At 47.1% G+C, this 26,332-nt stretch carries 27 protein-coding genes and 1 pseudogene; 15 read left to right on the forward strand and 13 right to left on the reverse strand.

Annotated features, from left to right (window positions below; genetic code table 11):
* Positions 1 to 6: 6 nt before the first annotated feature.
* Positions 7 to 2,646 (reverse strand): M4 family metallopeptidase, encoded by a 2,640-nt coding sequence (locus tag GCE9029_RS17005; protein ID WP_082804370.1) that lies wholly within the window; start codon positions 2,644 to 2,646, stop codon positions 7 to 9.
* 479 nt (positions 2,647 to 3,125) lie between these two features.
* Between GCE9029_RS17005 and GCE9029_RS17010 the strand changes: the two genes are divergently transcribed.
* From GCE9029_RS17010 to GCE9029_RS17050, 9 genes are all read left to right on the forward strand, one after another.
* On the forward strand, positions 3,126 to 4,025 hold the full coding sequence (locus GCE9029_RS17010) for a mechanosensitive ion channel family protein (RefSeq protein WP_062665028.1): 900 nt from the start codon (positions 3,126 to 3,128) through the stop codon (positions 4,023 to 4,025).
* A 237-nt stretch (positions 4,026 to 4,262) separates the two neighbouring features.
* Positions 4,263 to 5,579, forward strand: coding sequence for an ABC transporter substrate-binding protein (locus GCE9029_RS17015; RefSeq protein WP_062665031.1), 1,317 nt, complete (start codon positions 4,263 to 4,265; stop codon positions 5,577 to 5,579).
* 63 nt (positions 5,580 to 5,642) lie between these two features.
* A complete protein-coding gene (locus tag GCE9029_RS17020; protein ID WP_062665033.1) occupies positions 5,643 to 6,503 on the forward strand; it encodes a carbohydrate ABC transporter permease in 861 nt (286 codons plus the stop codon).
* Positions 6,504 to 6,512: 9 nt separating this feature from the next.
* A complete protein-coding gene (locus GCE9029_RS17025; RefSeq protein ID WP_062665035.1) occupies positions 6,513 to 7,346 on the forward strand; it encodes a carbohydrate ABC transporter permease in 834 nt (277 codons plus the stop codon).
* A complete protein-coding gene (locus tag GCE9029_RS17030) occupies positions 7,343 to 8,449 on the forward strand; it encodes an ABC transporter ATP-binding protein (protein WP_062665036.1) in 1,107 nt (368 codons plus the stop codon). Before GCE9029_RS17025 ends, GCE9029_RS17030 begins: the two co-directional genes overlap by 4 nt.
* Complete coding sequence (locus GCE9029_RS17035) at positions 8,442 to 9,842, forward strand: mannitol dehydrogenase family protein (protein ID WP_062665038.1); 1,401 nt, start codon at positions 8,442 to 8,444, stop codon at positions 9,840 to 9,842. The genes GCE9029_RS17030 and GCE9029_RS17035 overlap by 8 nt, the downstream gene beginning before the upstream one ends.
* Positions 9,839 to 10,648, forward strand: a complete 810-nt coding sequence (locus GCE9029_RS17040) for an L-iditol 2-dehydrogenase (RefSeq protein WP_062665040.1) — start codon at positions 9,839 to 9,841, stop codon at positions 10,646 to 10,648. The genes GCE9029_RS17035 and GCE9029_RS17040 overlap by 4 nt, the downstream gene beginning before the upstream one ends.
* A gap of 4 nt (positions 10,649 to 10,652) precedes the next feature.
* Positions 10,653 to 12,131, forward strand: a complete 1,479-nt coding sequence (gene xylB / locus GCE9029_RS17045; protein WP_062665041.1) for a xylulokinase — start codon at positions 10,653 to 10,655, stop codon at positions 12,129 to 12,131.
* 8 nt (positions 12,132 to 12,139) lie between these two features.
* Entirely contained in the window at positions 12,140 to 13,018 is an 879-nt protein-coding gene (locus GCE9029_RS17050; RefSeq protein ID WP_062665044.1) for a helix-turn-helix domain-containing protein, read from the forward strand.
* A gap of 22 nt (positions 13,019 to 13,040) precedes the next feature.
* Here GCE9029_RS17050 and GCE9029_RS17055 read toward each other — a convergent pair whose 3' ends face one another.
* On the reverse strand, positions 13,041 to 13,436 hold the full coding sequence (locus GCE9029_RS17055; protein ID WP_062665763.1) for a hypothetical protein: 396 nt from the start codon (positions 13,434 to 13,436) through the stop codon (positions 13,041 to 13,043).
* 412 nt (positions 13,437 to 13,848) lie between these two features.
* On the opposite strand from GCE9029_RS17055, the gene GCE9029_RS17060 reads away from it, so the two are divergent.
* From GCE9029_RS17060 to GCE9029_RS17070, 3 genes are all read left to right on the forward strand, one after another.
* The gene (locus GCE9029_RS17060) at positions 13,849 to 14,457 is read left to right on the forward strand and encodes a Shedu immune nuclease family protein (RefSeq protein WP_062665046.1); all 609 of its coding nucleotides are present in this window, start codon (positions 13,849 to 13,851) and stop codon (positions 14,455 to 14,457) included.
* Positions 14,458 to 14,560: 103 nt separating this feature from the next.
* Complete coding sequence (locus GCE9029_RS17065; RefSeq protein WP_062665048.1) at positions 14,561 to 14,902, forward strand: hypothetical protein; 342 nt, start codon at positions 14,561 to 14,563, stop codon at positions 14,900 to 14,902.
* A 644-nt stretch (positions 14,903 to 15,546) separates the two neighbouring features.
* Complete coding sequence (locus GCE9029_RS17070) at positions 15,547 to 16,017, forward strand: hypothetical protein (protein ID WP_062665050.1); 471 nt, start codon at positions 15,547 to 15,549, stop codon at positions 16,015 to 16,017.
* Between the two features lie 128 nt (positions 16,018 to 16,145).
* Here GCE9029_RS17070 and GCE9029_RS17075 read toward each other — a convergent pair whose 3' ends face one another.
* Positions 16,146 to 17,108 (reverse strand): transposase, encoded by a 963-nt coding sequence (locus GCE9029_RS17075; protein ID WP_062665052.1) that lies wholly within the window; start codon positions 17,106 to 17,108, stop codon positions 16,146 to 16,148.
* 315 nt (positions 17,109 to 17,423) lie between these two features.
* Between GCE9029_RS17075 and GCE9029_RS17080 the strand changes: the two genes are divergently transcribed.
* From GCE9029_RS17080 to GCE9029_RS17090, 3 genes are all read left to right on the forward strand, one after another.
* On the forward strand, positions 17,424 to 18,116 hold the full coding sequence (locus tag GCE9029_RS17080; protein ID WP_157487825.1) for a hypothetical protein: 693 nt from the start codon (positions 17,424 to 17,426) through the stop codon (positions 18,114 to 18,116).
* A 366-nt stretch (positions 18,117 to 18,482) separates the two neighbouring features.
* Complete coding sequence (locus GCE9029_RS17085; protein ID WP_062665057.1) at positions 18,483 to 19,037, forward strand: GNAT family N-acetyltransferase; 555 nt, start codon at positions 18,483 to 18,485, stop codon at positions 19,035 to 19,037.
* 312 nt (positions 19,038 to 19,349) lie between these two features.
* On the forward strand, positions 19,350 to 19,817 hold the full coding sequence (locus GCE9029_RS17090; protein WP_062665059.1) for a hypothetical protein: 468 nt from the start codon (positions 19,350 to 19,352) through the stop codon (positions 19,815 to 19,817).
* A gap of 75 nt (positions 19,818 to 19,892) precedes the next feature.
* On the opposite strand, the gene GCE9029_RS17095 is transcribed toward GCE9029_RS17090, so the two are convergent.
* The 10 genes and pseudogenes from GCE9029_RS17095 to GCE9029_RS17140 form a co-directional block, all read right to left on the reverse strand.
* On the reverse strand, positions 19,893 to 20,693 hold the full coding sequence (locus GCE9029_RS17095) for a hypothetical protein (RefSeq protein WP_062665061.1): 801 nt from the start codon (positions 20,691 to 20,693) through the stop codon (positions 19,893 to 19,895).
* Positions 20,694 to 20,707: 14 nt separating this feature from the next.
* Positions 20,708 to 21,001 (reverse strand): annotated as a pseudogene (locus GCE9029_RS17100) (SDR family oxidoreductase); the annotation flags it as partial.
* A gap of 164 nt (positions 21,002 to 21,165) precedes the next feature.
* Positions 21,166 to 21,744: a hypothetical protein gene (locus tag GCE9029_RS17105; RefSeq protein WP_062665063.1), complete on the reverse strand. Its 579-nt coding sequence runs from the start codon at positions 21,742 to 21,744 to the stop codon at positions 21,166 to 21,168.
* Positions 21,745 to 21,796: 52 nt separating this feature from the next.
* The gene (locus GCE9029_RS17110) at positions 21,797 to 22,555 is read right to left on the reverse strand and encodes an SDR family oxidoreductase (RefSeq protein ID WP_062665066.1); all 759 of its coding nucleotides are present in this window, start codon (positions 22,553 to 22,555) and stop codon (positions 21,797 to 21,799) included.
* A gap of 3 nt (positions 22,556 to 22,558) precedes the next feature.
* Positions 22,559 to 23,038, reverse strand: coding sequence for a cupin domain-containing protein (locus GCE9029_RS17115; RefSeq protein ID WP_062665068.1), 480 nt, complete (start codon positions 23,036 to 23,038; stop codon positions 22,559 to 22,561).
* A gap of 174 nt (positions 23,039 to 23,212) precedes the next feature.
* Positions 23,213 to 23,554, reverse strand: a complete 342-nt coding sequence (locus tag GCE9029_RS17120; RefSeq protein ID WP_062665070.1) for a DUF1428 domain-containing protein — start codon at positions 23,552 to 23,554, stop codon at positions 23,213 to 23,215.
* 335 nt (positions 23,555 to 23,889) lie between these two features.
* On the reverse strand, positions 23,890 to 24,303 hold the full coding sequence (locus GCE9029_RS17125) for a BLUF domain-containing protein (RefSeq protein ID WP_062665071.1): 414 nt from the start codon (positions 24,301 to 24,303) through the stop codon (positions 23,890 to 23,892).
* A gap of 33 nt (positions 24,304 to 24,336) precedes the next feature.
* The gene (locus tag GCE9029_RS17130) at positions 24,337 to 25,260 is read right to left on the reverse strand and encodes a YeeE/YedE thiosulfate transporter family protein (protein ID WP_062665073.1); all 924 of its coding nucleotides are present in this window, start codon (positions 25,258 to 25,260) and stop codon (positions 24,337 to 24,339) included.
* A gap of 155 nt (positions 25,261 to 25,415) precedes the next feature.
* Entirely contained in the window at positions 25,416 to 25,679 is a 264-nt protein-coding gene (locus GCE9029_RS17135; RefSeq protein ID WP_062665075.1) for a hypothetical protein, read from the reverse strand.
* 72 nt (positions 25,680 to 25,751) lie between these two features.
* A complete protein-coding gene (locus tag GCE9029_RS17140) occupies positions 25,752 to 26,234 on the reverse strand; it encodes a MarR family winged helix-turn-helix transcriptional regulator (RefSeq protein WP_062665077.1) in 483 nt (160 codons plus the stop codon).
* Between the last annotated feature and the right edge of the window lie 98 nt (positions 26,235 to 26,332).

Here is a 26,332-nt window from a genome sequence, read left to right on the forward strand (position 1 = left end):
TCATTATTAATGCTTGGCATGGGCTGAGGAACTGCTTCTCCTCCAGCCCAGTGCCAACATTGATAACAAGCTAAACCATCCCAAGCTACCACCACCTCCGCCGCCGGAGACATTATCTTGCGTTGAAGTTTGAGATAGCGACAAGGTCGCACCCTCGAATGCCTGCGAACCGTATACCATCACATAGTAAGTTCCCGAAGACATGTTCGAAAGCGAACAAGACTCCTGATTTGAACTGGATATAGAACGGCAATCATAGACAGTTGTCGTCGGCGCAGCGCCAGAGCGTACATACAAATCTGCGTCACCCAGGCCACCGGTCAGTGCAATCGTCACACCACCTCCAGACAGTGGGCTCACAGACATTGCAGACGCACGGTTTGCAGAGAGCACGCCAGCATTCGAAATTGTGAAGGAGTAGTAAATTGCATCACCAGCACTGCCCTGAATATTCGATATCGGCGCAGAGGTATCAATCGGATCAGCGCGCTGTTCGGGTGCTTCAGAACTGTTTTGCGTGAGGGAAACAGAAACCCCCGAGAACGCCGCATAACCATGAACCATCACAAAGAACTCATCGCCCGGATTACCCTGTGCAATACAACTTTCATTGTTGCCGTAATAGTAAGGTCGGCAATCGTAATCTGACTGAGAAGGTGTGCTGCCTTTTTTCAAATAAAGGTCGGCATCGCCGGAACCACCAGCCATAGCAATGCGCAAACTGCTGCCATCTTCAGGCAGGGTGAAACTATAGAACAACATGTCGCCACGGCTACCAGAAAGACTCGAAACAGAGTCACCCACATTTAGCACCTGAGGCGGCGCTTCAACTACATCTAGTTGAATCGCAGCACCTGAATAAGCGCTCTGCCCGACCACCAGAACATTATATTCACCGCTACCTTGCAACGTAACGTCACAGGACTCGTTGTTGTCAGATGTCGTTGAAGCACAATCGTAATCAGTGGTTGTTGGCCACCCGTTGAATTTCACATAGAGGTCAGCGTTACCAGAACCACCGCTGAGAGTGACGGATGCTGAATCCGTATTTGCAGGCAAGGTGAAGTAGTAGTGAGTCTCAGAACCTGCGCCACCCGTAGTGTTGTTCACAGGCACGCCATCAGTCAGTTCTGTCGCATCCAAACAGGCGTAAACACCAACTTGATCGAACGCATCCACCACGTCTGCCGTGCTGTAACCTAAATCGTCCGCCGCTCTGACAACACCACAACCACCTTCATCGAATGTAGAGTCTGGTGTCCAGTAAAGTTTGTTTGCGAAAGCATAGGCTTTAAACGCCTTTACGATATCCCAATCTGGTTTGTTGGCGAGCAAATAGAAAGCGCGGTTGAATACACCACTGGAGTAGTGTACATCCATGCCTGCGTAATATTGGTTGGCATGGTCGATAGAACGACCATCATCAGAAGGAGTTTCGAAGTAACGCAAAGCGCCGGTGGATTTGTAAATCGCGCGGCCTACCTGCCAGTCCACACTTCCCTTCCAGTAATATTCGGCTGCTTCCCCGGCGATATCAGAGAAGGATTCGTTGATGCCGCCAGACATACCCGAGTAGATCAGATCTGAGTTCTGATCGGTAAAGCCATGACTGACTTCATGCGCTGAAACGTTCACATCAACCAACGGGTAAAAGCGCGACTGGCCATCGCCAAAGGTCATAGATGATCCATTCCAAAAGGCGTTTTCATAGTTGCTGCCATAGTGCACACGCATCACCAGCTGGAAGGTCAACGGCGACATGTTCAACCAATCCTGATACATATCAAAAACCAGATTGCCAAAGAAGTGCGCATCATTCAGAGGCGAATAAGCACCATTGATGGTTTTGAAGGTATTCGTATTATTCGCATCGTTACAACTATACGAGAACGCCGATGAGCCAGAAGTCCCATGGTTCAGGTTCACCGTTTTCACGTTAGCGGTTTCAAGCGTACACGTCGAACCCACTTTGTCGATTTTCAGGGCCGGATAATCCGTACCAAACAGGTACTGACCTGTTTTCTCGTTCCCCCCGGGGCCATGCGCAGTATCTTCCACATGGGCAAGACCTTCCCAGGTTTTCAAAATCTCACCGGTTTTGGCGTCAATGTAAGCGCGTGGACGGGTTGGCTTTCTGGCAGGAAGGAAAAAGCTAACTTCGTAAACCAAGCGTGGAGAGCCCTGCTCATCCAGCCAGACAAACAGCTCAGACTTTTCATTCTCAGGAATCACGATCTCAGCAGCAGGCGCGTTGATCAAATGCTGGTCTTTGAGGATTTGGATAGCACGCTGATGACTCATCGAAGGCGCAACAGAAGACATTGTGTTGCTGAGTGCAGAGACTTTCAAACCGCGGGCGTTTTTGTACTGACTATTCTCGCTATCCGATACCACACGACCTTTTCTGACGGGAACACCTTGATAATACTGTTGGTGTTTCACCTTCACTTTTCCGTTAGGCAAGATGACGGTTTCAGAGGGAAAAAAGCCGGTTTTTGAAGACGATAAACTGCTACGCATTGCTGCTGCAGCAGGCGCATTTTGAAACACAGAATCGTCTGCCACAGAAACCTCGGCAGCATTCCCTTTTAAAATCAGAAAATTAAGAAAAATAAAGCCAAAAAGGAATAGCGCACGGCGAAGCATCGACCCCTCCAATAGTTTCAAACTAGAAACATACGTTTCACCTATGATTAATCATGGTTGAGGGTTGGGTATTGATAAAGCGAAAATGGTTATTTTTTGACGCTTGTGATTCGTATTTGATACTTGGAAAATTAAAAGCTCATAGCCTTTATATTAAATTTATATTTATCAATTATTTATTGTTAATGCGAGAAATAGCAGTTTGAGTTGATATCAATCGATTGCATGTAAACGAGAACGACACAAGAAACTGGAGACATAAACGAGTTGTTATTTGTCTCTCTTCAGCTAGAAAATTTCACCCGTTCGATTTCTAGGCACTCATAACTAGCACTGTCCTTCTAACTAACGGAAATTCGAGGAAAATTAAGCGTGATTCTCTATTGCGCGGTTTAGAATGAGTGTTTAGTGTTGTAACCGGATGGAATGCGCCATACTCATTTACCGACCATCGTCATAAAAACAATCAGGATATTGTTGTGGAACAGCTAGAGTTTCTTATCTCCTTTTTTACGGAACACAAATTTCTCTTCACCCTCGTTGTGATCGCCATCTTCATGTTGATCCGCCGTGTGCTGATCAAATTTATCTGGGGTGATTCCAACTTCCTAAGCGAAGAACAACGCAAATGGATCTCCCGCACCAAAAACGGCTCATTTACCATGCTTCTCGTCGTCATGTTTTTGGTTTGGCGTTCAGAAATCAACGAGTTCGCGTTATCACTGACTGCGATAGCGGTTGCCGTCGTCGTGGCTTCAAAAGAGATCATTCTGTGTTTCACTGGCTCAATCCAACGCGCCAGTTCCCGATCATTTCAAATCGGCGAGTGGATTGAAGTTGGTTCTCTCTGCGGTGAGGTTATCGAACACAATTTGATGGCAACCAAAATCCAGGAGATCGACCTTCACCACGGCACCTACAATTACACAGGCAAGACAGTTACCTTCCCGAACAGCCTGTTTTTCACCACGCCCGTGAAAAACCTTAATTTCATGAAACGCTATGTTTATCATGAATTTAATATCACAGTGAAAGAAACCGCGAACCTTTACCCGTTGGTGCCAAGTTTGCTGGCGAGAATCGACGATCACTGTGAAGATTTCTATGAAGTCGCTACACGGTACAACCATGTGATTGAGCGCCACGCAGGTGTTGACCTACCCGGGGCAGATCCACATATTCACGTTACCTCTTCAGAATTAGGCGACCCGCAGGTCCATGTTCGTTTGTTCTGTCCAACCGAACGTGCCACCGAATTGGAACAACTTATCCGCGAAGATTTCATGACCATGTACTGTGAAAGAGTCTTAAAACAGCCTCCTGTCACGATTGCTGAAGATCTGCTATCAGATACAGACTCCAGCGCCCTACACTGCTGAAAAATCTTCCACTTTCGAAAACAAAAGGCTGCCTATATAAAAAGGCAGCCTTTTTGCTTTTTCGTCCAAATTTTTCAACTTTGTTAAATTCAGGAAGTAAAAATTTCATCATTCCTTCGTCATAAAAGTACTTTTATGCACCGCTTTTATTTTCACTTGCCTTTTTTTGATCTTCTATTGTTATACAGATGTTAACACCCGTTCGAAGTACATCTTTTATCAAAGAGGAACGTAATAATGCTGTCTACAAGGAAAACGCTAACAACGATTGCTGCTGCCTGCGCGGCCTTTTCCGCCTCCACTTTTGCGGCGACTGAGCTGACAATTGCGACGGTGAACAACGGCCACATGATTGAAATGCAGAAGTTGAGTAAGGAGTTCGAAAAAGAAAATCCTGATATCAAACTGAACTGGGTAACCCTTGAGGAAGGCGTACTTCGCCAGCGTGTTACTACAGATATCGCGACCAAAGGCGGTCAGTTTGATGTAATGACAATCGGTATGTACGAAACCCCAATTTGGGGCGAAAAAGGCTGGTTGAAAGAAGTCGAAACCGATGCTGCCTATGACGTTGACGACCTGTTACCAGCAATGCGAGCTGGCCTGTCTTACGACGGCAAACTCTATGCCGTGCCATTCTATGGCGAGAGCTCCATGGTGATGTATCGCAAAGACTTGGTCGAGAAGGCGGGCTTGACTGTTCCTGACCGAGCACCTTGGGGCCATATCCGTGACGTTGCTGCGGCAATTCACGATCCAGACAACGGCGTTTACGGTATCTGCCTGCGCGGTAAGCCAGGTTGGGGCGACAACGCAGCGTACATCACCACCATGGCAAACTCTTTTGGTGCGCGCTGGTTTGACGAAGGCTGGAAACCACAGCTGAACTCGCCAGAGTGGAACCACGCCGTGAGCTTCTACGTTGACCTGCTGAGCACTTACGGTCCTCCGGGTTCAAGCTCAAACAGCTTCAATGAAATCCTGGCACTGTTCAACGAAGGCAAGTGTGGTATGTGGATTGATGCCACCATCGCAGCATCTTTCATCTCCGATCCTAAGCAGAGCAAAGTGGCAGACAAAGTGGCCTTCGCACAAGCACCAGTTGCTGTGACAGACCGCGGTGCAAACTGGCTGTGGGCATGGGCGCTGGCAGTTCCTGCAGCAACCAAAAATGCTGAAGAAGCGCAGAAGTTTATCACTTGGGCAACGTCTAAGGACTACATCAATCTGGTCGCGAAAGAGAACGGCTGGGCGAACGTACCGACCGGCACCCGCCAGTCAACTTACGACAACCCTAACTTCCAGGAAGCCGCAGTATTCGCTGAAGCAGAACTGGCAGCAATCAACTCAGCAGACCCAGCAAACAGCACCCTGAAACCAACCCCATACGTGGGCGTTCAGTTTGCTGCTATCCCTGAGTTCCAAGCGATTGGTATCGCAGCGGGTCAACAGTTCACCTCGGCACTGGCTGGCAAGGTATCTGTTGAGCAGGCACTGAAAAATGCTAACAAGTCTGCGGATCGCGAGATGCGCAAGTCTGGCTACTACAAGTAAGCACCTCATTGCCGGGCATTCACCTGCCCGGCTTTTCCTTCTCAGCTGTACTGGTAATTTCTAATGCAAAAATGGTTGCCTAGGCTGTTGGTTGCGCCTTCCTTTGTCAGCTTGCTGCTCTGGATGATCGTCCCTCTCTCCATGACGATCTATTTCTCAACCATCAGATATAACTTACTTTACCCGGGAGACAACGAATACATTGGTTCGTTGAACTTCGAATTCTTTTACACGGACGAAGCTTTCTGGCCTGCGATCATCAACACCCTGACGCTGGTTGGTATGGTGCTGGTTGTCACCGTCATTGGCGCACTCATTATCGCCATCGCGTTAGACAAACCCTTCTTCGGTCGCGGTGTGGCGCGCGTACTGTTGATTTCACCCTTCTTCATCATGCCAACCGTGAACGCACTCATCTGGAAAAACATGATGATGCACCCGGTTTACGGCGTGCTGGCTGCACTCTGGGAAAGCGTGGGCTTACAGCCGGTTGACTGGCTTGAACAATTTCCGCTCGGCTCAATCATTGCCATGATCAGTTGGCAGTGGATGCCCTTTGCGTTGTTGATCTTTATTACCTCGCTCCAATCCATGGACCACGAGCAGAAAGAAGCAGCGCTGCTGGATGGCGCAACTGGCTGGCAGGTATTTCGCTACCTCACACTGCCCCATCTCGCACGTCCAATCGCCGTGGTCATGATGATTGAAACCATCTTTATGCTTTCCGTCTTCGCAGAGATTTTCGTCACCACTGGCGGTGGTCCAGGTTATGAATCCACCAACCTCGCTTTCCTGATTTTCGGGCAGGCATTGATGCAATTCGACGTAGGCGTTGCGTCTGCCGGCGGCCTTATCGCCGTGATACTCGCTAATATCGTCGCATTCTTCCTGATCCGCGCGATCGGCAAGAACCTGGTGACCTAAGGGGGCGTTATGGCTAAACATGTTTCATTAATCGATCAGACAGGCTGGCTGCGCCCCATCATTTGCTGGGCTATCGCGCTGCTGGTGTTCTTTCCCATTTTGATGATGCTGATCACTGCATTCAAAACGGAGCAGCAAGCGATTGAGGTACCACCCAGCTTTATCTTTGAACCCACCATCGAAAACTTTGGTTTGGTTCAGGAGCGTAGTGACTACCTGAAATTCGCCATCAACTCCGTTATAACGGCATTTGGCTCGACCATTCTGGCGTTGATCATTGCGATTCCAGCGGCCTATTCAATGGCTTTCTACCCCAAGAAACACACCAAGGATATGTTGCTCTGGATGCTATCCACAAAGATGCTTCCAGCCGTCGGTGTACTGGTGCCTATCTACATTCTTTGTCAGAAGACGGGGCTACTCGATACCACCTTGGCGCTCACGATTATATACACCCTGATCAACCTGCCCATCGTGGTCTGGATGCTCTTCTCCTATTTCAAAGATATTCCGAGAGACATTCTCGAAGCGGTGCGACTGGATGGTGCTGACACACTGGGCGAGATTCGCTATGTGCTGTTGCCGCTGTCACTGGGTGGTATTGCCTCAACGGCGCTGCTTTCCATCGTATTGAGTTGGAATGAAGCCTTCTGGTCAATCAATCTGACCTCGGCAAACGCAGGCACGCTCGCCACCATGATTTCTACTTACTCCAGTCCGGAGGGACTGTTCTGGGCGAAGCTTTCTGCCGCCTCTACTTTGGCCTGTGCGCCTATCGTCATTCTCGGTTGGTTCTGTCAGAAACAACTGGTTCAGGGATTAACCTTTGGGGCTGTAAAATGAGCTACTTACAAGTCAATCATCTATATAAAAAATACGGCGACACGCTGGCACTCAAAGACATTGATTTTGAAATTCAAAAAGGCGAATTCGTCGTCTTCGTTGGGCCGTCAGGCTGTGGTAAATCCACCTTGCTGCGCACCATTGCGGGGTTGGAAAACTCGTCAGATGGCGACATCCAATTAGACGGTCAGTCGATCATCGAAACCCATCCATCCAAACGTGATGTGGCCATGGTGTTCCAGAGTTACGCGCTTTATCCGCACATGTCAGTGAAAGACAACATGTCCTTCGCGCTGAAACTGGCAAAGCGTCCGGAAACAGAAATTCAGGAGAAAGTGACCAAGGTTTCAAAAGCCCTGAAGCTGGATGCCCTGCTGGACAGGAAGCCCAAAGCGCTTTCTGGTGGTCAGCGCCAACGTGTGGCGATCGGCCGAGCCATCGTGCGAAACCCTAAAGTGTTTCTGTTCGATGAACCCCTTTCCAACCTGGATGCTGCGCTTCGCGTAGAAATGCGTATCGAGCTTTCCCGTCTCCATCAGGAGCTTGGTGCAACCATGATTTATGTTACCCACGATCAAATCGAGGCCATGACCCTCGCTGACAAAGTGGTGATCATGAGTCAGGGTGAAGTGGCACAAATCGGCACGCCGTTGGAGCTCTACCACCAGCCAGCCAACCAGTTTGTCGCTACCTTTATCGGCACGCCGAAAATGAACGTTTTACCAGTGGATACGGCGATCAACAGTCACGATGCGCTGAACGTTAACTTCAATAGTGATGCCCACATTCAGCTCGACCCTTCACTGTTTGAGGAATCAGCCGTGGACGCGAAATCCATCGGTTTCCGCCCGGAATCCCTCTCCTTCTGTTCACCGGAAGAAGGTGATCTGAAAGGCGATGTGGAAGTGATAGAGCAATTAGGCTCTGAAACCCTGACCTACATTCGCACCATGAGCGGCGAAACAGTGGTGGTTCGTGCTGATCCGAAATACACACCGAAGCTGCGCGAAGTCATCGGCGTCAAGCTGGATCCATCCCGCGTGTATCTGTTCGATGCGAACGAAAATGCCGTGAACATTTATGGAGAGGTCAGCCATGTCTGAGCACAACCGCCTAGTCCACTTTGGGATCGGTGCGTTTCATCGCGGACACCAGGCTTACTACCTGCACCTACTTAACCAACAGCTCCCGGAAGCGGAGCGTTGGTACTACACCGATGTGAACCTTCGGGAAGAAACCCGCGCCATTCCTGAAGCGTTAGGTAAGCAAAACGGGCGATTTCACTTCAAGCGCATCGCGCCAGATGGCAACGCTGATTACATCGAAATCACCAGTATTGATAGGGTTGAGGATGCATCCTCAGACCCTTCAATCATCAATACTATTTTCAATGATGATGCGGTCAAAGCCATCACGATTACGGTGACAGAAGGCGGCTACTACCTGACTGAATCTGATGACCTCAATCTCACCCACCCTGAGATAGCCCACGACATCCAAGTGGTGAAATCAGGTAATGGCAAACCGAAAACCCTGTTTGGCTACTTAACGCTGGCGCTATTGGTTCGTCAGAAAATGCCCAACGGCGCCATCACAGTCGCTACCTGCGACAACCTTCGCGACAATGGCAACCGACTTGAACATGCCTTTGCTCAGTTTGTTGAAGCCACAGGATTAGATGATTTGACGCAATGGATTAGTGACAATGTCACTTTTCCATGTTCAATGGTGGATAGAATTACCCCTGTTCCTCCTAAAGACTTGACCGAGGAAATTGATCGCGTTGTCGGTAAAAAAGACCTTTGCCCTATCATGGGGGAAGATTTTGAGCAGTGGGTGATTGAATCTAAATTCGCCGCTGAATTTCCGCCATTAGAAAAAGTCGGCGTCACCTTTACAGACAAAGTACATGCGTTCGAAGAAACCAAGATCCGCATCCTTAACGGCGGACACTTTGGGCTTTCTTATGTGGGTGCATTGCGCGGCTACAAAACCTATGACGAAAATGTACGTGATGACGAACTGAATGAACTGCTCAAGCAGTACCATCAACGCGAAGTCATCCCAACTATCTATGATCACCCTTTTGATTTGGAAAATTATCGCCAAGTCATTGTATTGCGGTTCAGCAATACGTTTATCGCCGATTCGATTGAACGTATCGCGATGGACAGTATCAGCAAGTTTCCGCAGTTTATTTTGCCCACCATCAAATTGAATCTTGAGCGCGGATACGTGCCAACCGCGGCGATGACATTGGTCAGCCATTGGTACTGTTTTCTCGCTTTGTATCTCAACGGCAGATTCCAATTCAACTATAAAGATCCTTATCTCCACATCGCTGAAAAATGGATGCAGGAGTCCGATCCAGTCAAGGCTTTCCTTGCTGACCCCGACATCTGGCAAGGGCTGAACAAACGTTTTCCACTGTTTGGAGAACAGCTCGAAGCGCAAATCAAACAAACGCTTGATGGCTATCAGGAACGTTACCCATGACACTATCACTACAACAAAATGGCGCACCATTACTTGAGGGAAAAGTGGCACTGCTAACCGGTGCCAACGGCGGCATCGGGTTGGCAGTGGCATACGCCTATCTCGCCAGCGGTGCTAAGTGTGTGATTGCAGATATTCCTTTGGACCCGTCGCCGGGCGTGGCGGCACTGCAAAGTCAGTTCGGTGAAAATGTGGCATACCACCACTGCAACATCACGGACACAGAAGCACGGCATCATTTGGTGACCTCAACGATTTCACAGTTTGGTTCCATTGATGTGCTGTTCAACAACGCCGCGATATTCGATATGGGGCCACTGCTGGAAGCCTCAGAAGAACAATTCGACAGACTGTTCAACGTGAATGTCAAAGGCATGTTCTTCCTGATGCAAGATGTCGCAAACGCCATGGTTGAAGCGGGCAAAGGCGGCAAGATCATCAATATGGCTTCACAGGCAGGTCGCCGTGGCGAGGCACTCGTTGCTCACTACTGCGCGACCAAAGCGGCAGTGATCAGCTACACCCAATCGGCGGCGCTCGCGTTGGCGGAACACGGCATCACCGTCAACGGTATTTCACCCGGCGTGGTGGATACGCCGATGTGGGATCATGTCGATGCCCTATTTGCCAAATATGAAAACCGAAAACCTGGTGAAAAGAAAAAACTGGTGGGCGAAGAAGTGCCATTAGGGCGCATGGGCGTGCCAAACGATATTGCAGGCACCGCGCTGTTCCTAGCCTCTTCCCTTTCTGATTACATCACCGCCCAGACCTACAATGTCGATGGCGGCAACGTGATGAGCTAAGCCTATGGCCACATACCTTGGCATTGATATTGGCACTTCCGCCGTTAAAGTCATTCTGATGGGTGAAAACGGCGATGTGCTCGACTCGCAATCAGAGTCCTATGGCTTCGACTCACCCCACTCGCTCTGGCGAGAACAAAACCCGGAGATTTGGTGGACGGGCACCCGCGCTGCGATGACCAAAATCCGCACCCGCCAGTCTTACGCCTGGAGTGCGGTTGCTGGGATCGGGCTTTCCGGTCAAATGCACGGCGCCGTGTGTCTTGATCAACAGAACAATCCCGTCCGCCCTGCTATTTTGTGGAATGACGGACGGGCATTTAAAGAGTGTGACACCCTCAACCAACAGCTTCCTCACCTTGGCGAAAGCTCTGGCGTGCCTGCTATGCCGGGATTCACTGCACCAAAGCTACTGTGGCTGAAACAGTTCGAACCGGACACCTTCAGCAAAATCCATAAAGTCATTCTGCCGAAAGATTACGTGCGCCTGAAACTTACTGGTGAGCTTTGTACCGATGTCAGCGACGCGGCGGGCACCTTGTGGTTGAACGAACATTTGAGAAGCTGGGATGAAAACGTCCTTGCCGCCAGTGGCATCACTACCTCGCACATGCCAAAGCTAATTGAAGGCAACGAAATCAGTGGCACGCTAACGGTAGAAACGGCCGTGGAATTTGGCCTTTCTATAGAGACGCCCGTTTGTGGCGGAGGCGGTGATGCTGCCGTCGGGGGCATTGGGATTGGGGCAATTAACGAAGGCGACGCCTTTGTTTCGCTCGGTACCTCCGGCCAAATCTTCGTGGCGAAGGAGCGCTATGTCGCCAACCCACAAAAGCTGGTGCATGCCTTTGCCCACGCGATTCCAGACCGCTGGTACCAAATGGCGTGTCTGCTCAATGGGGCAAGCCCACTGGCCTGGTTTGGGTCTATCTGCGGCCAGCCAGTGCCAACCCTGCTGGAAGAAGCCGAGCAACATGGCACTGGAAATGGTTCAGAAATGTTCCTGCCTTACCTCAGCGGCGAGCGTACTCCGCACAATAATCCGTTCGCGACGGGCAGCTTTCAGGGCGTCACTTCCACTACAGAACGCCACCATATGACACAAGCCATCCTCGAAGGCATTGCTTACAGCCTACGGGATTGTTTAAACGCGCTGTCAGAAGATGGTTTGCCGTTTCAGGAACTGGGCGCTATTGGTGGTGGCGCACGCAGCCGATACTGGCTTCAAATGATTGCTGATGTGCTTGAAGTGCCAATCAATCAGTATGTCGGCGGAGAAACAGGCCCCGCGCTGGGTGCAGCCAGATTGGCTATGATCTCGGTACAGGGCGGAAGACTGGAAGAAGTCTGTACCACACCGGCTGTCTCGGAAGCGTTCCAACCAAAGGCAGACCGTCAGGCGTATCATCGGGAAAAATATCAGATCTTTACCGATTATTACCGACGGCTTGAGCCAACGATGGGTGCGCGCGAAAAGGATTAGGTGAGCTTATGTCTGCAGCCAAGGATCCCGTTTGGGAGTTCATACAGTTTGAGGAGCAGTCCATATTCTACAAAGAACATGGGGTGCCTCATCACAGCATTCACTGGCATGTTCACGAGCAATATGAACTGCATTTGATTGTTAAAACCAACGGCAAAGCCATGATTGGCAACCACCTGGGTCCCTTCTCGCCCGGCCAGCTCACCTTAGTTGGCCCTTGGCTTCCGCATAACTGGGAAAGTAATTTATCGCCCGGTGAAACCCATCAACTGCGCGACATGGTGATCTTGTTCGAACCAGACTTGTTCAACACCGCCGCCAAATCTTTTCCCGAACTGACGCAGCTCACCCCTTTGCTTGAACAGGCAAAAATGGGTATCGAGTTTTTGAATGTGCCTTTCGACAAAGCGGTAGAGCACTTTATTAAAGTGAGGGAAAGTTCGGGCATGACACGACTGGTGAACTTCCTGTCGTTTATTGATTACCTGAGCAAAGGCAGTACCCGCTTGCTCTCAAGCATGCCAGCTTCCGCGGTGAAAGATGCAGGTACACTTCAGACCCGCATTAATGAAGTGGTGGATTACGTGATGGAGAACTACCAGCAGCCAATCCGTTTGAAAACCGTGGCAGACAAGCTGGGGATGACAGAATCCTACTTCTCGCGCTTTTTCCATCAATCTTCAGGACACCGATTCACCGACTTCGTTAACCGTGTGCGCATTCAGCGCGCCTGTGTCTTGCTGAGTGATTCAGACGATACCATTGCCGATATCAGCCAAACGGTGGGCTTTCATAATCTGGCGAATTTCAGCCGTCAGTTCCGACGCATCAAAGGACTCAGCCCCTTGGCGTATCGCAAGAAGCATGCATCTCCAAGAGTGATGTAGAACCCTATCCTCTTTTCAGGCGTTAAGGGTCGAAGCTCTGAACCTGTCCGGACTTCGGCACCTGCGCCTTATCCAGCAAATCCCTGTCTAAAAACTCTGTGAGCGCAAAACTGGCTTCGCAGTAGCTCTGGCTTTCTTCAAACACCCCACGGGCATAATCGATGCTCTCTTCCGCTAGGCGGCGTTCTTCTGGCGAGTTTTCGCTGTCGCTGAACGCGATTTGCTGGGCAAGCAATTGAGTGCGCAGATTGTTGCGACAGATAGGTTCGCTGACGTTCGCCTGCTGGCGGTCGAAGGTGTTTCGGGCGCTCTTGACGTTTTCAACATCGAGAGGCGCGGCAGAATAGGCTGTTGGTGCGAGTAGTAAAAGCAAAAAAGCGGCAAGTGCGCGGGAGAAAAAACGTATAAACAACGACATCTTTTCCATCAGTCCATTAACGTGTGGCGAGATTATTCCATAGATGAGACTTATTGTTGAGGCGCACACCCGATTTTTGAACTCAGAGAGTGTAACGAAATGCTGTCGATATTCCTCTCAATAAACAACCTTCTGAATTCTTTGAACAAAGTCGTACCAATTTCGATAAGACTGCGAACTCAGTCGCGTCTTAAATTGTGCACCTTGTAGTATATTTCGCCGGATAAATTGGACAGAGATTGTGTCTTGTTTGCCGAAGAGCGGAGGGTGGTAGCTTTGGGCTGGGTGAGAAACAAACCAAGGTCTTATTGGGAACGTATGGCGGGTGCATCCGGGGACCAAGTGGGCTAAGGGGCTTTATCGCCGCTTATAAGTTGTTAAGCTCACGATTTATTGAGATAAGAGGAATCTAATGAACGATTTAATAAACCTTGTAGATAAAGAACCTTTAGAACAGCCTGTACAAGAATTCCTTGAAAAGTGCCCATCCGCAATTTGTGGAACAAAATATATAATGGGGAACTGTGTAATTTCAAAGCTACCGCTTGGTAATGAATACAAAACTGATTTTGCTTATATAAATCCCCAATCAGGCTATACATTTCTACACCTTGTTGAGATAGAAAAACCAGGAAAGTCAATATTCACACAAAGTGATGAATTCACTAAAGAATTCAATCAAGCTCTTCAGCAAGTTAATGACTGGATTTATTGGTGTTCTAATAACTCAGGATATCTATATAACTTACTCGAACCTCTGAGACAAAGGTCAGGTGATTCCGTAGGGTACTATAATGCTCGAGGGCTATTGATTTATGGCAGAAGCTCAGAAATAAACAATATTCGAAGAAAAGAACGATGGGCCCAAAAAACCACGGAAAATAACTTCATAGAGATAAGAACATATGATGGATTTGCGAGGGAAATGAATTCCTTTTTGCCTCCAAACAATTTGTACAATGAAGTGATTGACACATATCATTATGTTCAAAGAGAATTCAAATTAAAACGAAACCCATAGCGACAGAGACTTTTAAAAATGATGTTTTGGAGATTAGGGGGTCTATTTCTCAAAAAGTGTTTTTTTAGCCCCTTACACTGATTTTTTGTTCAAAGGAGATAATATGCCAGATATGGCTTCAATCGCAGCGGCTCTTAGTGGTGTTAAAACAGCTGCAGAGATTGCAAAAATTCTAAAGGACTCAGCATCTTCGCTTGAGCAAGCCGAAATTAAATTGAAATTTGCGGAGCTAATTGGTGCATTAGCCGATGTAAAAATTGAATTGGCAGATATACAAGCGGTTGTGCAGGAGAAAGACCAGTTCATAGCTGAGCTTGAGAAAAAACTTCAAGATAGTAGTGAAACTGTTGGTTTCTTGGGCGCTAGATATATGAAAAATGATGCAGGTAAACCATCAGGGGTTCCTTTTTGCCCAACATGTTATGCCAAGAGTAAAAGAAACTAGCTGGGACAGACACTTTAAGAAAGATTCTGTCCCTTACCCTATCGATTTTTTCCTCACTCCCGAGAAGTCACGCAATCAGTCTTTAATTTTGGCGTTTTGTAACTTTCAGCAGGATTAGCTCAATTTGCGGACAACAAAAACATCAGGCATTGGCCTTATGTTCAAGGTGGAGGTAGAAACAGGTAAATTAGCTATCGGGCAAACGTATTCCCGATGCTCTTTGACGATGAAGAAATGGCAAAGCCGCTTTGACTGAAGTCTCACTACCCACCATATTTCCGACTTCAATATGCGATGCTGTTTTTAACCAAAGCTTTGGCTCAATACCAAGGCGTTCTAGTAATGGCGGTAGGGTCGAACCGATTTGCCCCCGCTTATCATCACGAACTTGTCGTCCAGTACAAATCTAAAGTGTCTGTCCTTCCTTTCCTTCCTTCTTTCCCAGAGTTTTCAAAGCATGGCATCTTCGTTGGTTATTTATTTTTTAACGAGAAGCGCCGTAGGACTTTGTCTGTGTATTTTGGGATTCTCAGTTTTCAAGGGGGTTCGCTTATTTCTTTACGGAACTAGTAGGGACAGACACTTTAAAAATCACATCACAAAAATGTTACACCTCTAAATATCTATATGGTACAGTGTATTTTATGGTAATTGATACATGTGGACTGATGATGAATATCACTGATTTTTGTAAAGTTATCCTAAAGGCCCCCCTGAAAAGTGTTTATGACTGGTCATGTGAAACAGAGAATGCGTTTTTTTACCTGGGTTGGAAAGGTGCGGCTGATTTTAAAACTGGTATCGTAGATGTTTGTAGCTCAGACGAGCAAGCGATTGAGAAAGGTGCATCGAAGCAACTGTTGGGCAAAATAGAACGCGAGCGAAATAATCTTCGTGATGCTGTCAGTGCCGGTAAATCTATTTATTACGTACTTAGAGTTAAGCAAAATCCCGAGAGTGACAAAAATTGGGGCATCGTGGCCAAATCCAAGCCGATGTCCAACAACACATTAATTCTAGAACTTGCAGATATAAAAGAGCATGAGAATGGCCGGATTACTGCAACACGTATTGATCAACAAGAAGCGAGAAGATTCAGGTTAAATCCCAAATAATAGCCGGTAGCGCACACGTTATGTGGAGCTAGTAGGGACAGACACTTTCAGCAGGGTTAGTTTAAATTTCGGACAACAAAAATATCAGGCATTGGCCTGATGTTCAGAATGTGGGTGAAATAGGTAAATTAGCTATCGGGCAAACGTATACCCGATGCTCTTTGACGATCAAGAAGTGGCAAAGCCGCTTTGACTGAAGTCTCACTACCCACCATATTTCCGACTTCAATATACGATGCTGTTTTTAGCCACTGCTTTGGCTCAAAACCAAGGCGCTCTAGTAATGGCGGGAGGGTGGAATCGATTTGTCCCCGCTTATCATCACGAACTTGTCGGCCAGTCCAGTCGACTAACTCCAGATAATCCAATAGACGAAAAGGAATACCTTCTGGTTGATCTTTGCGGGGATATCCTGCGAAAACATGCAGACCTTCAGGGGTTATTTGGTCATTTCTTAACGCTTTAATTCGAGCTTTAACCGATGTGTACTCAGAAGTTTCGGGAGCATCAGCGATTGCTGCTCGTATGGGGTTGAGATCTACATACGCCATAGCTGCCGCAAGAGCCTTTTCATCAAGCAATGCCTGGCTTTTAAAGCGACCTTCCCAGAAGTGTCCTGTGCATTGATCTTCTCGGTTCGCTTCCGCCGCAATGTGTTGATTCAATAACCGCATAAACCAACTGATGCTCGTCAGCCGCTCTCGCCAAATTTCGATGATTTCCATGCAACGTTCTTGTTCGGCTTCTGATAGAACCTCGCCACGCATAAAACGTTGAATCAAAAGAGGGCCTTGATGGAACGTCAGCCAGCGCTCGATAACCTCAATCGGTGATAATGCCTTCGCACAACCCTTGTTAATGTGCAAAACAACATGATAGTGATTGCTCATTATGGCGTAGGCACACACATCGATGCAGAATGCGTTAGCTAGCTTTAGCAAACGTTGTTCTATCCAGCCACGCCGGTGCTCAAAACACTTTCCCTGTTCATCGTTATAGCCGCAAAGAAAAGAGCGACGGACACAACGCGAAACGCAGTGATAATAGGGAGTAGCATCGACGTTAATCAGTGAAGCACGCGCTGTGGTCATCTTGGGTCAGAAAAACATGGCTTAAGAATAGATTTAACCTACCTCAGCTAATATATCATTGCATGTTGAATGATTGGTAACGGGGAGGGGTGCACGAACGTATGAAACTGATAAGTAGGTCTTTTTCTTAAAGTGTCTGTCTTTCATTTCCCTGTCACCACTATCTGCAAATAAATCAGTCTTAAACGTGACTATCATCCGAGAAACTACGATACACCTTTCATTTGGCGATGCTAAAGTTTAAGAGCTTTTGGGTGATTGCCCTCTTTCTTTGGGCATGGTTATTCGACATGGAAATTTATTTTGGGTTTGTAAATGAGACATAGAAAAGGAAATTTCAAAGTACACGCTTTATTGGCAATGATCACTTTTAGCCTCGCAACTCTTTCATATGCTTCCGATGCTCCAAACAGCAATACCAATATCCTTAAGGAAGCACCTCCAGAAGCTATTGAGTTCCTGAAAGGTGTCACCGAAGAGGATTACTATCCTCTTATTAAGCCTGGTGATTGGGTAGGGATAGGAGCCTCGTCAGTATATCAAGTGCTGATAGGTACAGAAGAAGCGCCAAAGTTGGTCGTAGCATACGCAGCAGATACAGAAGAAAATTATTTCTTTTTAAACTGGGATAGTGATTTGGATGTTGAAAAGGCCGCTTCAAATGCATTTAAAAATATCAATTCATTAAAAGTAGAATATTTTTATCCGAATGGATTTGAAAACCAAGTTTTAACAGCAAAGCCTGATGCTTTTGTCAGCGAAACAATCCTATCAGAAAACCAAATGAATAGGATCCACCGAGAGTTAGGTAAAGAAGAGATAATAGTTTCCATCCCTACAAGAACAACCTTGAGCGCGGTAGCATTTGACTCGTCAGATGAGATCTTTGCTAAGTTTGCCGGAGTTCATGTTGATGCATGGAATGAAGAGCGCAATGCTCGAATAAGCCCATATTTGTTCATTTTAAAGAATGGTAAGATTGTGAACTATCTCAATCTTGGTGAGTGATATATAGACAAATGTACTCGATGGAGTTTATGTTCCTCTAGTGTATAAACAGTATCTTATCTTTACTCTGGTAATTTGTAGCGGTAATTGGCAGGTATCATGGTAACGTTATAGAGACAGACAGTTCTAAGATTTTAGAAGTGTCTGTCTTTACTTCTTCAGCTTTCCTATCCAAGCAAGTAAGACGATATCATCGAATTTCTAATCGTTCTGCAGTGCCTTTTAGATAACACCAATATGGTCATAGATGATGTGATAATGCGTATAGGTATATACAATTAAAAAGATACTGCTCTACACCAAATGTGGCGGGTCTGCTCCATCACGACCAGCTTTAACGTTAATCATCATCAAGGGGACTAAGTTGTGCTCGAAACAAACCGGCTTATATTACGAGACTGGAAAGAAGAAGATTTTGCTCCTTTTGCTCGGTTAAATGCCGACCCTGAAGTGATGCGGCACTTCCCTTCAACCCTTTCCCAAGAAGAAAGCAATGAACAGGCGATGCGGATACAATCGTTGATTACCGAGAGAGGCTGGGGGTTTTGGGCCGTTGAACTGAAAACCACCGGGCAATTTATCGGTTTTGTTGGGCTTCACAACCAAGATGAGCAGAGTGGTATTCCATGTGCGCCTTTTGTGGAGATTGGCTGGCGATTATCTTCTGAATTTTGGGGAAAAGGTTATGCCCCAGAAGCTGCATATGGCGCGCTGGAGTTTGCTTTTTGTAAGCTCGGTTCCCCTTCAGTTTACGCATTTACCGCTCTACCCAATAAGCCTTCACAACGCGTTATGACCAAGCTGGGCATGGAAAACATTAATCAGAACTTTGACCATCCCAAGCTCCCCAAAGGGCATGATTTAGAAAGACATTGTCTTTATAAGATTTCACGAGAGCAGTGGTTTCAGAAATCTAAATAGCCCGGTTAAACATTGGCTTTCAGTGCCTACTTTATCTTCCCCAATAAACGAGATAAATCATTACCGGAATAGGCCTACGGGTAAAATATTGGGGTAATTCACGGTTTTGTGCTTTGAACTCTCCAAGAATTCAGTTGAAGATTTGTTTTACATCTCAATAGTTGTGACGTTCTGTATTCCTCTGGTAATAATTCTCAATAGCTTTTGTCATGCTATGCCTTCAGTTTTTGATTTGGCTTCGGCAGAGCAATGCGTAATAGCTTAGCTTGCCTGGCCACTTTGATGGGTACTGATCAGTCAAGGAGATGATAGGTGTACTTTTGGAATATTGAAGCGCTAAAAAGCAACATCAAGCAAGGCGGTTTCTCAGAGAAAGATCGCTTTAGTTACGTCTTGATATATATCGTGCTGGGTTTGTTTGGCATGTCGTTTGGAGCTTACTTTCCCATGGAAAGCCCAAACCTTTGGGACAAAATTGATGACTTCGGCTTGCTTGTCATTACGGTTGTTGGAACCTTTTTCGCCTATAAAGCCAATGGCGGAGACAAAGGTACAGATTTTCTTGGGCGCTATTTCAGTATCAACTTTGTTGTGACCCTCAGATTATTGCCTTGGTTGATACCGATGCTGGTTGGCTTGGGGGTTTACTATTTCTATGCGTTTCCCATAGAGGAAGAAATCGTCACTACCCCCTTCGAAGTGATACTTTTTCAAGTTTGGTTTGCGCTTCTTTACTTCCGTATGTGTAAGCATATCGGTGATCTTAAAGAGGTAGGCTGAAACAGCGGATCGGGATGCCTAATTGCCTTAGAGGTTATTGGCATCCTATCAAAACGGTCTTTACCGATTCCCCCTCTAACCCTCAAACTCTTCCATCTCAATCAAGAGCATATAGATTTTTCTTTCTAGCTCAACATCATAACTATCAACGCCTTGCATGCCTTTTGCTTTTATATCCAGTTCTTTCACGATATCGAAGACTTTGCCCGGCACACTAAAGGAGGTATTTGGGCTGCTGATCCGCAATTCACAAGCGTTAACTCGGCATTCCGCTTTATCTAACTGGGCGTCTTCTGAAACCACGTAAATGTCAAAGTAGTCCTGAAAGCTTTGGGCGATATGAGCATGTTCATCGGTCTTTTCTTGCTTGGCGAACTCTGCATACCTCTCTTGGAAGTGATTGAATACCTTATTGGACTCTGTCGGCGAAAGAAGTCTTTCGTAAGGATCGTAGTTCTCCTGTACAGTGACTTCAGTCCCTTGCTCGCTCTCTTGCTCGGCAATCGGAACTCGGTCATTAAGCTCAGATTCCGGGGCGTTGGAATAAGCCTGTGAGGAGTCATCTTCCGTATCGTTTTCTTCAAAGTCGTCAGTGGACGCCAGAAAATCCTCTAAAGGAAGCTCTGCCTCGGCAGGTTTTGAGTCAAATGAAGGGGCTGTTTTAGGAAGTACTTTTTCGGTAGGGTCAGGCGTCTCGACGAAAGCCAAAGATGTATTAGACGCGCTTTCGGAAAGCGATTCACGGCTGATGTCTTGCCCTACTTCAGCCGCATGAATCTGAGCGCGGGTGGCATGGTAGGTGATAAAAGACCCGCCACTTGCCCCGATAACCACACCCAACAACAGGACAAGAAAACCGTTCGCTCTTTTTTCCATCTCTCAACTCAGTATCAAACCACTCCACCCGTGGCGTCCAAAATACTGCCTGTTGTGTAAGACGCATCTTCAGAAAGTAAAAAGCAAATTGCTCTCGCAACTTCTTATGGCTCTCCGCCTCTTTGCATGGGGATGCGCGGTCCAAGTCTCTCTAATCTATTTGGCTCTCCACCGTCGACATGAATACCGGTGCGAATAAAACCCGGTCTGATGCCGTTAATGCGGATGCCTTCGGCAACAACTTCTTTGGCAAGCCCAATGGTTAAGGTATCCACCGCGCCTTTACTGGCATCGAAATAACCAGCAGGGACAGACACTACAAGAAAGATACTATCCGCTTATCCTATCGGCTTGTAATTTCATATCTAAACACTTGAAATTAAAAAATTTTTTAAACGTTAAAATCAGCTTAAGGTCGGCAAAACATCAGATACTATTCTGATGTTCGGAGTGCGGGAAGATATAGGTGGCACTAGAATCGGCAGAAGTAAAAATCTTGTAAATCACTTCCCGTTAGTTCTGGGTAAAGTGGTAGGAGTGCATCTAAAGAAAAGACAGCGTCACCCAGTGGCTTGTACATCGCTTCTATCAACGCATGATTTCCAGATGTTAGAACGTAAATAGCGGTGGACATGCCGTGTTCTTCAACATCTTTAAAGAGAAAGCTAACACTCCCCTTTTTCATATTAACAAACACTTTTTCAGTATCAGCATCTACCCCGTAATAAGACCAATACCTAGAGAGTTCATATATCGCTGTTGGTATAAAATTGGGGTCTAAGTATAAAGATGGGTCTGACTGCAATTTTTCAATAATGGCAAATTTGACTATTCGAAACCTTGTAGATGCATTCGACCCATCGTCATAATCAAAATGGATATCTAAGTGTTGTTTAATCCAAGCATCTCTTTTTTCTGCCAATACAGAGAAATCTATAGCGCGCTTTTTGTTATCAACGAAGCTACTGTACAAATCCCCGCAGTCCTTCACCTCATTGGCGTTAATCGAAAGGGATACTAAAAGAACCAACCATGCTTTGAGTCTAAACATCTTATTGATAGCCTTAGTCAAAATACAAAAAAGCTTCTTATAGAGTTAAACATCAAACCACTCCACCCGTGGCGTCCAAAATACTGCCTGTTGTGTATGACGCATCTTCAGAGAGTAAAAAAGATATAGCTCTCGCAACTTCTTCTGGCTCTCCACCACGTTGCATGGGGATGCGCGGCGCAAGTCTCTCTACTCTGTTTGGCTCTCCGCCGTCGGCATGAATATCGGTATGAATAAAGCCCGGTCTGATGCCGTTAACGCGAATGCCTTCAGCAGCAACCTCTTTGGCAAGTCCAATGGTTAAGGTATCCACCGCGCCTTTACTGGCGGCGTAATCGACATACTCACCTGGCGAGCCAGAACGCGATGCGCCAGAGGAAACATTCACAATCGCTCCGCCCTTTCCGCCGCGTTCGGTGCTCATGCGTTTTACGGCTTCGCGGGCGCAAAGAAAACTGCCCGTTACGTTGGCTGTCAGCACTTTGTTGATACGCTCGGCTGTTAAATCCACCAGCTTGCTTTGGGTGAAAAGAATACCTGCGTTGTTCACCAAGCCAGTCAGAGGCTGAGCTTGGGCATCAATCGCTGCAAAAAGCGTGGCGACGCCCTCCTCTGTTGAAATGTCGGCTATCACTGCAAAGGCACTGCCGCCCTTTTCTTCAATTTCTCTGACCACTTGGTCTGCTGCTTCTTTGCGGGAATGGTAATTCACGCAAACCGTATAGCCTTGTGAAGCCAGCAGCGTTGCTGTCGCAGCACCAATGCCACGGCTTGCGCCTGTCACCAGCGCGATTTCATTCTTGTGGTTCATGGCTTACTTCTTCCCTGCGTTCGGAAAATCAATGTCGTCGATATCCACCACCTGCCAAGGGCGGTTTTTGTTTCTGAAGATGCGTTTATTCTGCTTGGGGTAATCCGCTTCATCGTGGTCGAGACGCTGACCTACCACAATGCAACGAAGGGTTTCGTTGCCTGTGTTGGTCATGACGTGTGGCAGCCCGTCAGCAGGGTAGCCGATGAAGTCGCCCTCACCCACTTCGAAATCTTCATCATCAATCGTGACGATCGCAGTTCCAGAGAGAACATACACGCACTCGTCTTCAAAGTAGTGGACATGATATTCGGTCGAATCAAACCCCGGCTCTATCTCGACAATATGGAAACCAAGTCCGGTCAGGCCCACCAAATCACCGAGAGATTTGCCCGTTCGCACCGCGTTGGGGTTCAGGAAGTGGGTTTTGGTCTGCCCTTCCATGGATTCGATATCTTGCTTTTTGACGATGTACTGGCTCATTGCTTCTCTCCTTTTTGTTCAACCATGCACGGCCTTTGTGGGGAGAATCAACGTGATAATTGGGCGATGCGGAGAAATGAGATCGTTGTCGCGTGAGGGATAAGAAGAAAACCGCTGACTTTGCAGCGGATTTTCCTGATTACGCTTTGAAGGTTCAGCCTTGTAAGGTCTCACTCAATGGAAATGAGGGGTGAAGTCTTCGTCTAAATCCAGCCTTTCACCATGTAGCGAGACCGGATTCATTACGTTGTCGATTCGCGGGTCAGCCAGCATGCGCTCCATGCCTTGATCCCGCGCCTCACGTGAAGGCCAGATGATCCAGGAAAACAGCACCACTGAAGGGCCATCCTCAAGTTCTGTTACCGTGAGCTTTCGAGAAGATTCTTGTTCATTGCAGTGCACCACATTGAGTGCGCCATAAGCACGCATCAAGGGGATAGCGTCCTGAACCAGACGCTTGTAGGCTTCTTTATTGGCAACGGGTAAGGCCGTTACCAGTCCATCAACATATAGCATGATCCACAACCTCCGCCGATTCAGTTCCACTCCAATAGCGACCCTGTAAACGGCTTTATGATCAAGCCACTGACTTTCTATATTATTGATTTAATACAATTATTGTTTTAATCCGAGTGAAGGCACCCAGCACATCACCATTTCTCTTCCTTGTTACGGAAATACTACCTCTAGCGACTTGTCAGTTCCTGACTCAAAAGAGAGACATGCAAAAAGTTTCTTATTTGTGCTTGATATTGGAAGGAAAAAATATTTCTGAAGGAAAGGTAAACCTGCCTCTTTTCAGATGAAACAGACAGGCCTATTTAGAGGTATTTTCGAATCAGCGAAGGTTTTCAAATAGTGCGGAATTGGTTGATTAGGGAAATGACCTCATCACCAATATCGCCAAATTCTTCTGCCGTGAGTTTCCTATCCAGAAAATCGTTGTAGCCACGAATTTGCGATTTATCGAAGCTTTCCAGATTTCGAAAGCCCATTGACCAGTTAGGAAAAGCACGCTTTGAGATTTCAGCTCGGTCTAGTACCACAACACTACCATGGCGGTCATCCTGCTCAATTTTGTTGAAGAGCACATCAACCTTCTGCTCATCACCCTCCAGGATCTGGAAGAAGTTGCCTTTGGCATAGAGCAAAAGCCCGCTAACATCCAGCTCTCCATTGTTCTGGCGCGCTTTCCCCAGCAATTGCATCAGTTTGCTTTCAGTAAACTCAACGGTAGCAGAACTGGCATAAATGATTCGGATCATTCTTCCCCCAAGCTGCTTTCATATGACGATTTATCAACTAACTATAGTTGGTCTCGACAGCAAAGGGGGAAGTCGTAAGCCTATGAATATACCGAATAACATACTCAATACGGCGGTAAAACCGGATGGGGAAAATGCCGGGAGTGAAAGAAGCAACTGACTGTCATTTCCGCCTCCTGCCAGCGACGCACCAATGCCCATCAAAATGCCGGCGAAGAGGTGTCGCCAATATTGATAGAAATGCTGGATGCTCAGCTTAAAAGAGCGCGTTATCAAAGCCGCCGAAGCCATGCCTCCGACTAACGCAAGCAGCAGCAAAGTGCGCTCCATGGAGGGCCAACGCTCGTGTGTTTCTTCCCACACGGAGAGACTGAGATCAGAAAGGTAACCGCTAGGCGTCCATTTCGGTTCATAGAGAAAAGTCAGGCTAGCCATCAAACCGATTGTCAGCATGCTGATCCAAAGCCGCGTATCCCATTTCTTTATCAGCAAAATTCCAGCTCCAATAATGATGGAAGCGACAATCAATGCATGGAGATGCCATTGCGGTAGCGCGGATGAAAGCCTTGGTGGCAAGTCTTCTGCCACACTGGCCAGAAGAATCCAACCGATTAACCAACCTGAAACGGTCGCAATCATTAAGGTGTCGCCACGCGATAACTTACTGATGGTCGACACACCACAACCAAGATTAATGGCCGCGCCAAATCCGAATAGCACACCACCGAGAAGCGCTGTCCACTGAATGGCGTAAACACGGAAAGGAACATCTATCACCATCATCTCTGCCACCAGCAAAGATACCCACCCCAACACACCGCTCAATAAAATGGCGATGAGAAACTGAGGGCGTTTATCCAATGCCTGATTGACGCCTTTGACCAAACAGAGACCTGTCGTCTGGGCGAGGTAACCGAGCGTAAAAAGAAACAGGATGGCGATAAGAAAGAAGGTCACGGACTGCTGAAACCTGAATAAATTCCTTGGTGATAGATTTGATTGTAGTGAAAATCATGAAGCCGGTTTGGCTCAATGTTTAGATAAAAAACAAAGAAATAGGCCGTATTAAGTACGGTTAAATTGTGCTGCGTTCCAAAGCAGAAGATACGGAATCAAGGAATGGAGGATTGAAACAGATTCACGGGAATATCGAGGTCTTTACCTGTGTCTTTATAGATTTTGAAAGCTGCACTGATGCGATGACCACCATCTTGCAGCACATAGGTCTTCCCGCATGCGCAGCGGATCATCTGAATCGCTTCGTTAATGTTTGCCCCCTGCTTGAGCTCCTTGAGGATAGACTTGAACCGCGTATCCTCTCCCCGAACCCAGTTCAAATCCATTGCGACCAGTTCGCTAACTTTCATCATTTTCATTGGCATACTCCCTTCAACCTTGAGTATGCACTGGGTGAACTCACTTTGGCGTCTCAGCTTCAGTGCAAACGGTTATTCATTGGCAGCCAGCCATTTCCTCAAAAGGTCAGCCAATTGCGTTTGTTCTTCCTCTGACAGTACAGCAAGTATCTGGCGTTCATTCTCAACATGCTGCTCGACCACTTTGTCTATCAGCGCCCTGCCTTCTTCTGTCAGGGTCACCAAACAGCTTCTTCTGTCGGTTTCACTGGCTTGCCTTATGACAAGACCACGCTTCACCAAACCATCAACACGCGTACTCATGGCACCGGAAGACAGCATCAGGGTTTGATAGAGATCAGTCGGGGTAACAGGCTCGCCAGCTCTGCACAGGGAAGCGAGAATATCGAACTCAATACTGCTGAGCTCATTTTGCTTATACACGTCATCCAACTTCGGTGTGATGATCTGTTTCGCCCTTCCAAGACGACCAATCACACCCATTGGCGAGCAGTCTAAATCCGGTCTTTGTGTCGCCCACTGGGCGATGATGGTATCGACATGATCGGCTTTCATTACAACTTTCACTTCGGCATTCAATTTATCTTTTTAAAAAGATACTTGATCGAAAGAGGTAAAGGGAATACTTTATCTTTCACAAAAGATACTTTTTG

Origin of the sequence: Grimontia celer (assembly GCF_900055185.1) — a bacterium.
Taxonomy (GTDB): domain Bacteria; phylum Pseudomonadota; class Gammaproteobacteria; order Enterobacterales; family Vibrionaceae; genus Enterovibrio; species Enterovibrio celer.

What these genes read in the sequence shown, in the direction of transcription:
- GCE9029_RS17110 (WP_062665066.1), bottom strand. Translation starts at nt 22,555, where the DNA reads ATGAACCACAAGAATGAAATCGCGCTGGTGACAGGCGCAAGCCGTGGC.
- GCE9029_RS17075 (WP_062665052.1), bottom strand. Translation starts at nt 17,108, where the DNA reads ATGACCACAGCGCGTGCTTCACTGATTAACGTCGATGCTACTCCCTAT.
- GCE9029_RS17040 (WP_062665040.1), top strand. Translation starts at nt 9,839, where the DNA reads ATGACACTATCACTACAACAAAATGGCGCACCATTACTTGAGGGAAAA.
- GCE9029_RS17135 (WP_062665075.1), bottom strand. Translation starts at nt 25,679, where the DNA reads ATGAAAATGATGAAAGTTAGCGAACTGGTCGCAATGGATTTGAACTGG.
- GCE9029_RS17070 (WP_062665050.1), top strand. Translation starts at nt 15,547, where the DNA reads ATGGTAATTGATACATGTGGACTGATGATGAATATCACTGATTTTTGT.
- GCE9029_RS17020 (WP_062665033.1), top strand. Translation starts at nt 5,643, where the DNA reads ATGCAAAAATGGTTGCCTAGGCTGTTGGTTGCGCCTTCCTTTGTCAGC.
- GCE9029_RS17105 (WP_062665063.1), bottom strand. Translation starts at nt 21,744, where the DNA reads ATGTTTAGACTCAAAGCATGGTTGGTTCTTTTAGTATCCCTTTCGATT.
- GCE9029_RS17015 (WP_062665031.1), top strand. Translation starts at nt 4,263, where the DNA reads ATGCTGTCTACAAGGAAAACGCTAACAACGATTGCTGCTGCCTGCGCG.
- GCE9029_RS17060 (WP_062665046.1), top strand. Translation starts at nt 13,849, where the DNA reads ATGAACGATTTAATAAACCTTGTAGATAAAGAACCTTTAGAACAGCCT.
- GCE9029_RS17035 (WP_062665038.1), top strand. Translation starts at nt 8,442, where the DNA reads ATGTCTGAGCACAACCGCCTAGTCCACTTTGGGATCGGTGCGTTTCAT.
- GCE9029_RS17120 (WP_062665070.1), bottom strand. Translation starts at nt 23,554, where the DNA reads ATGCTATATGTTGATGGACTGGTAACGGCCTTACCCGTTGCCAATAAA.
- GCE9029_RS17050 (WP_062665044.1), top strand. Translation starts at nt 12,140, where the DNA reads ATGTCTGCAGCCAAGGATCCCGTTTGGGAGTTCATACAGTTTGAGGAG.
- GCE9029_RS17140 (WP_062665077.1), bottom strand. Translation starts at nt 26,234, where the DNA reads ATGAAAGCCGATCATGTCGATACCATCATCGCCCAGTGGGCGACACAA.
- GCE9029_RS17080 (WP_157487825.1), top strand. Translation starts at nt 17,424, where the DNA reads ATGAGACATAGAAAAGGAAATTTCAAAGTACACGCTTTATTGGCAATG.
- GCE9029_RS17005 (WP_082804370.1), bottom strand. Translation starts at nt 2,646, where the DNA reads ATGCTTCGCCGTGCGCTATTCCTTTTTGGCTTTATTTTTCTTAATTTT.
- GCE9029_RS17025 (WP_062665035.1), top strand. Translation starts at nt 6,513, where the DNA reads ATGGCTAAACATGTTTCATTAATCGATCAGACAGGCTGGCTGCGCCCC.
- GCE9029_RS17055 (WP_062665763.1), bottom strand. Translation starts at nt 13,436, where the DNA reads ATGTCGTTGTTTATACGTTTTTTCTCCCGCGCACTTGCCGCTTTTTTG.
- GCE9029_RS17115 (WP_062665068.1), bottom strand. Translation starts at nt 23,038, where the DNA reads ATGAGCCAGTACATCGTCAAAAAGCAAGATATCGAATCCATGGAAGGG.
- GCE9029_RS17030 (WP_062665036.1), top strand. Translation starts at nt 7,343, where the DNA reads ATGAGCTACTTACAAGTCAATCATCTATATAAAAAATACGGCGACACG.
- GCE9029_RS17125 (WP_062665071.1), bottom strand. Translation starts at nt 24,303, where the DNA reads ATGATCCGAATCATTTATGCCAGTTCTGCTACCGTTGAGTTTACTGAA.
- xylB (WP_062665041.1), top strand. Translation starts at nt 10,653, where the DNA reads ATGGCCACATACCTTGGCATTGATATTGGCACTTCCGCCGTTAAAGTC.
- GCE9029_RS17065 (WP_062665048.1), top strand. Translation starts at nt 14,561, where the DNA reads ATGCCAGATATGGCTTCAATCGCAGCGGCTCTTAGTGGTGTTAAAACA.
- GCE9029_RS17095 (WP_062665061.1), bottom strand. Translation starts at nt 20,693, where the DNA reads ATGGAAAAAAGAGCGAACGGTTTTCTTGTCCTGTTGTTGGGTGTGGTT.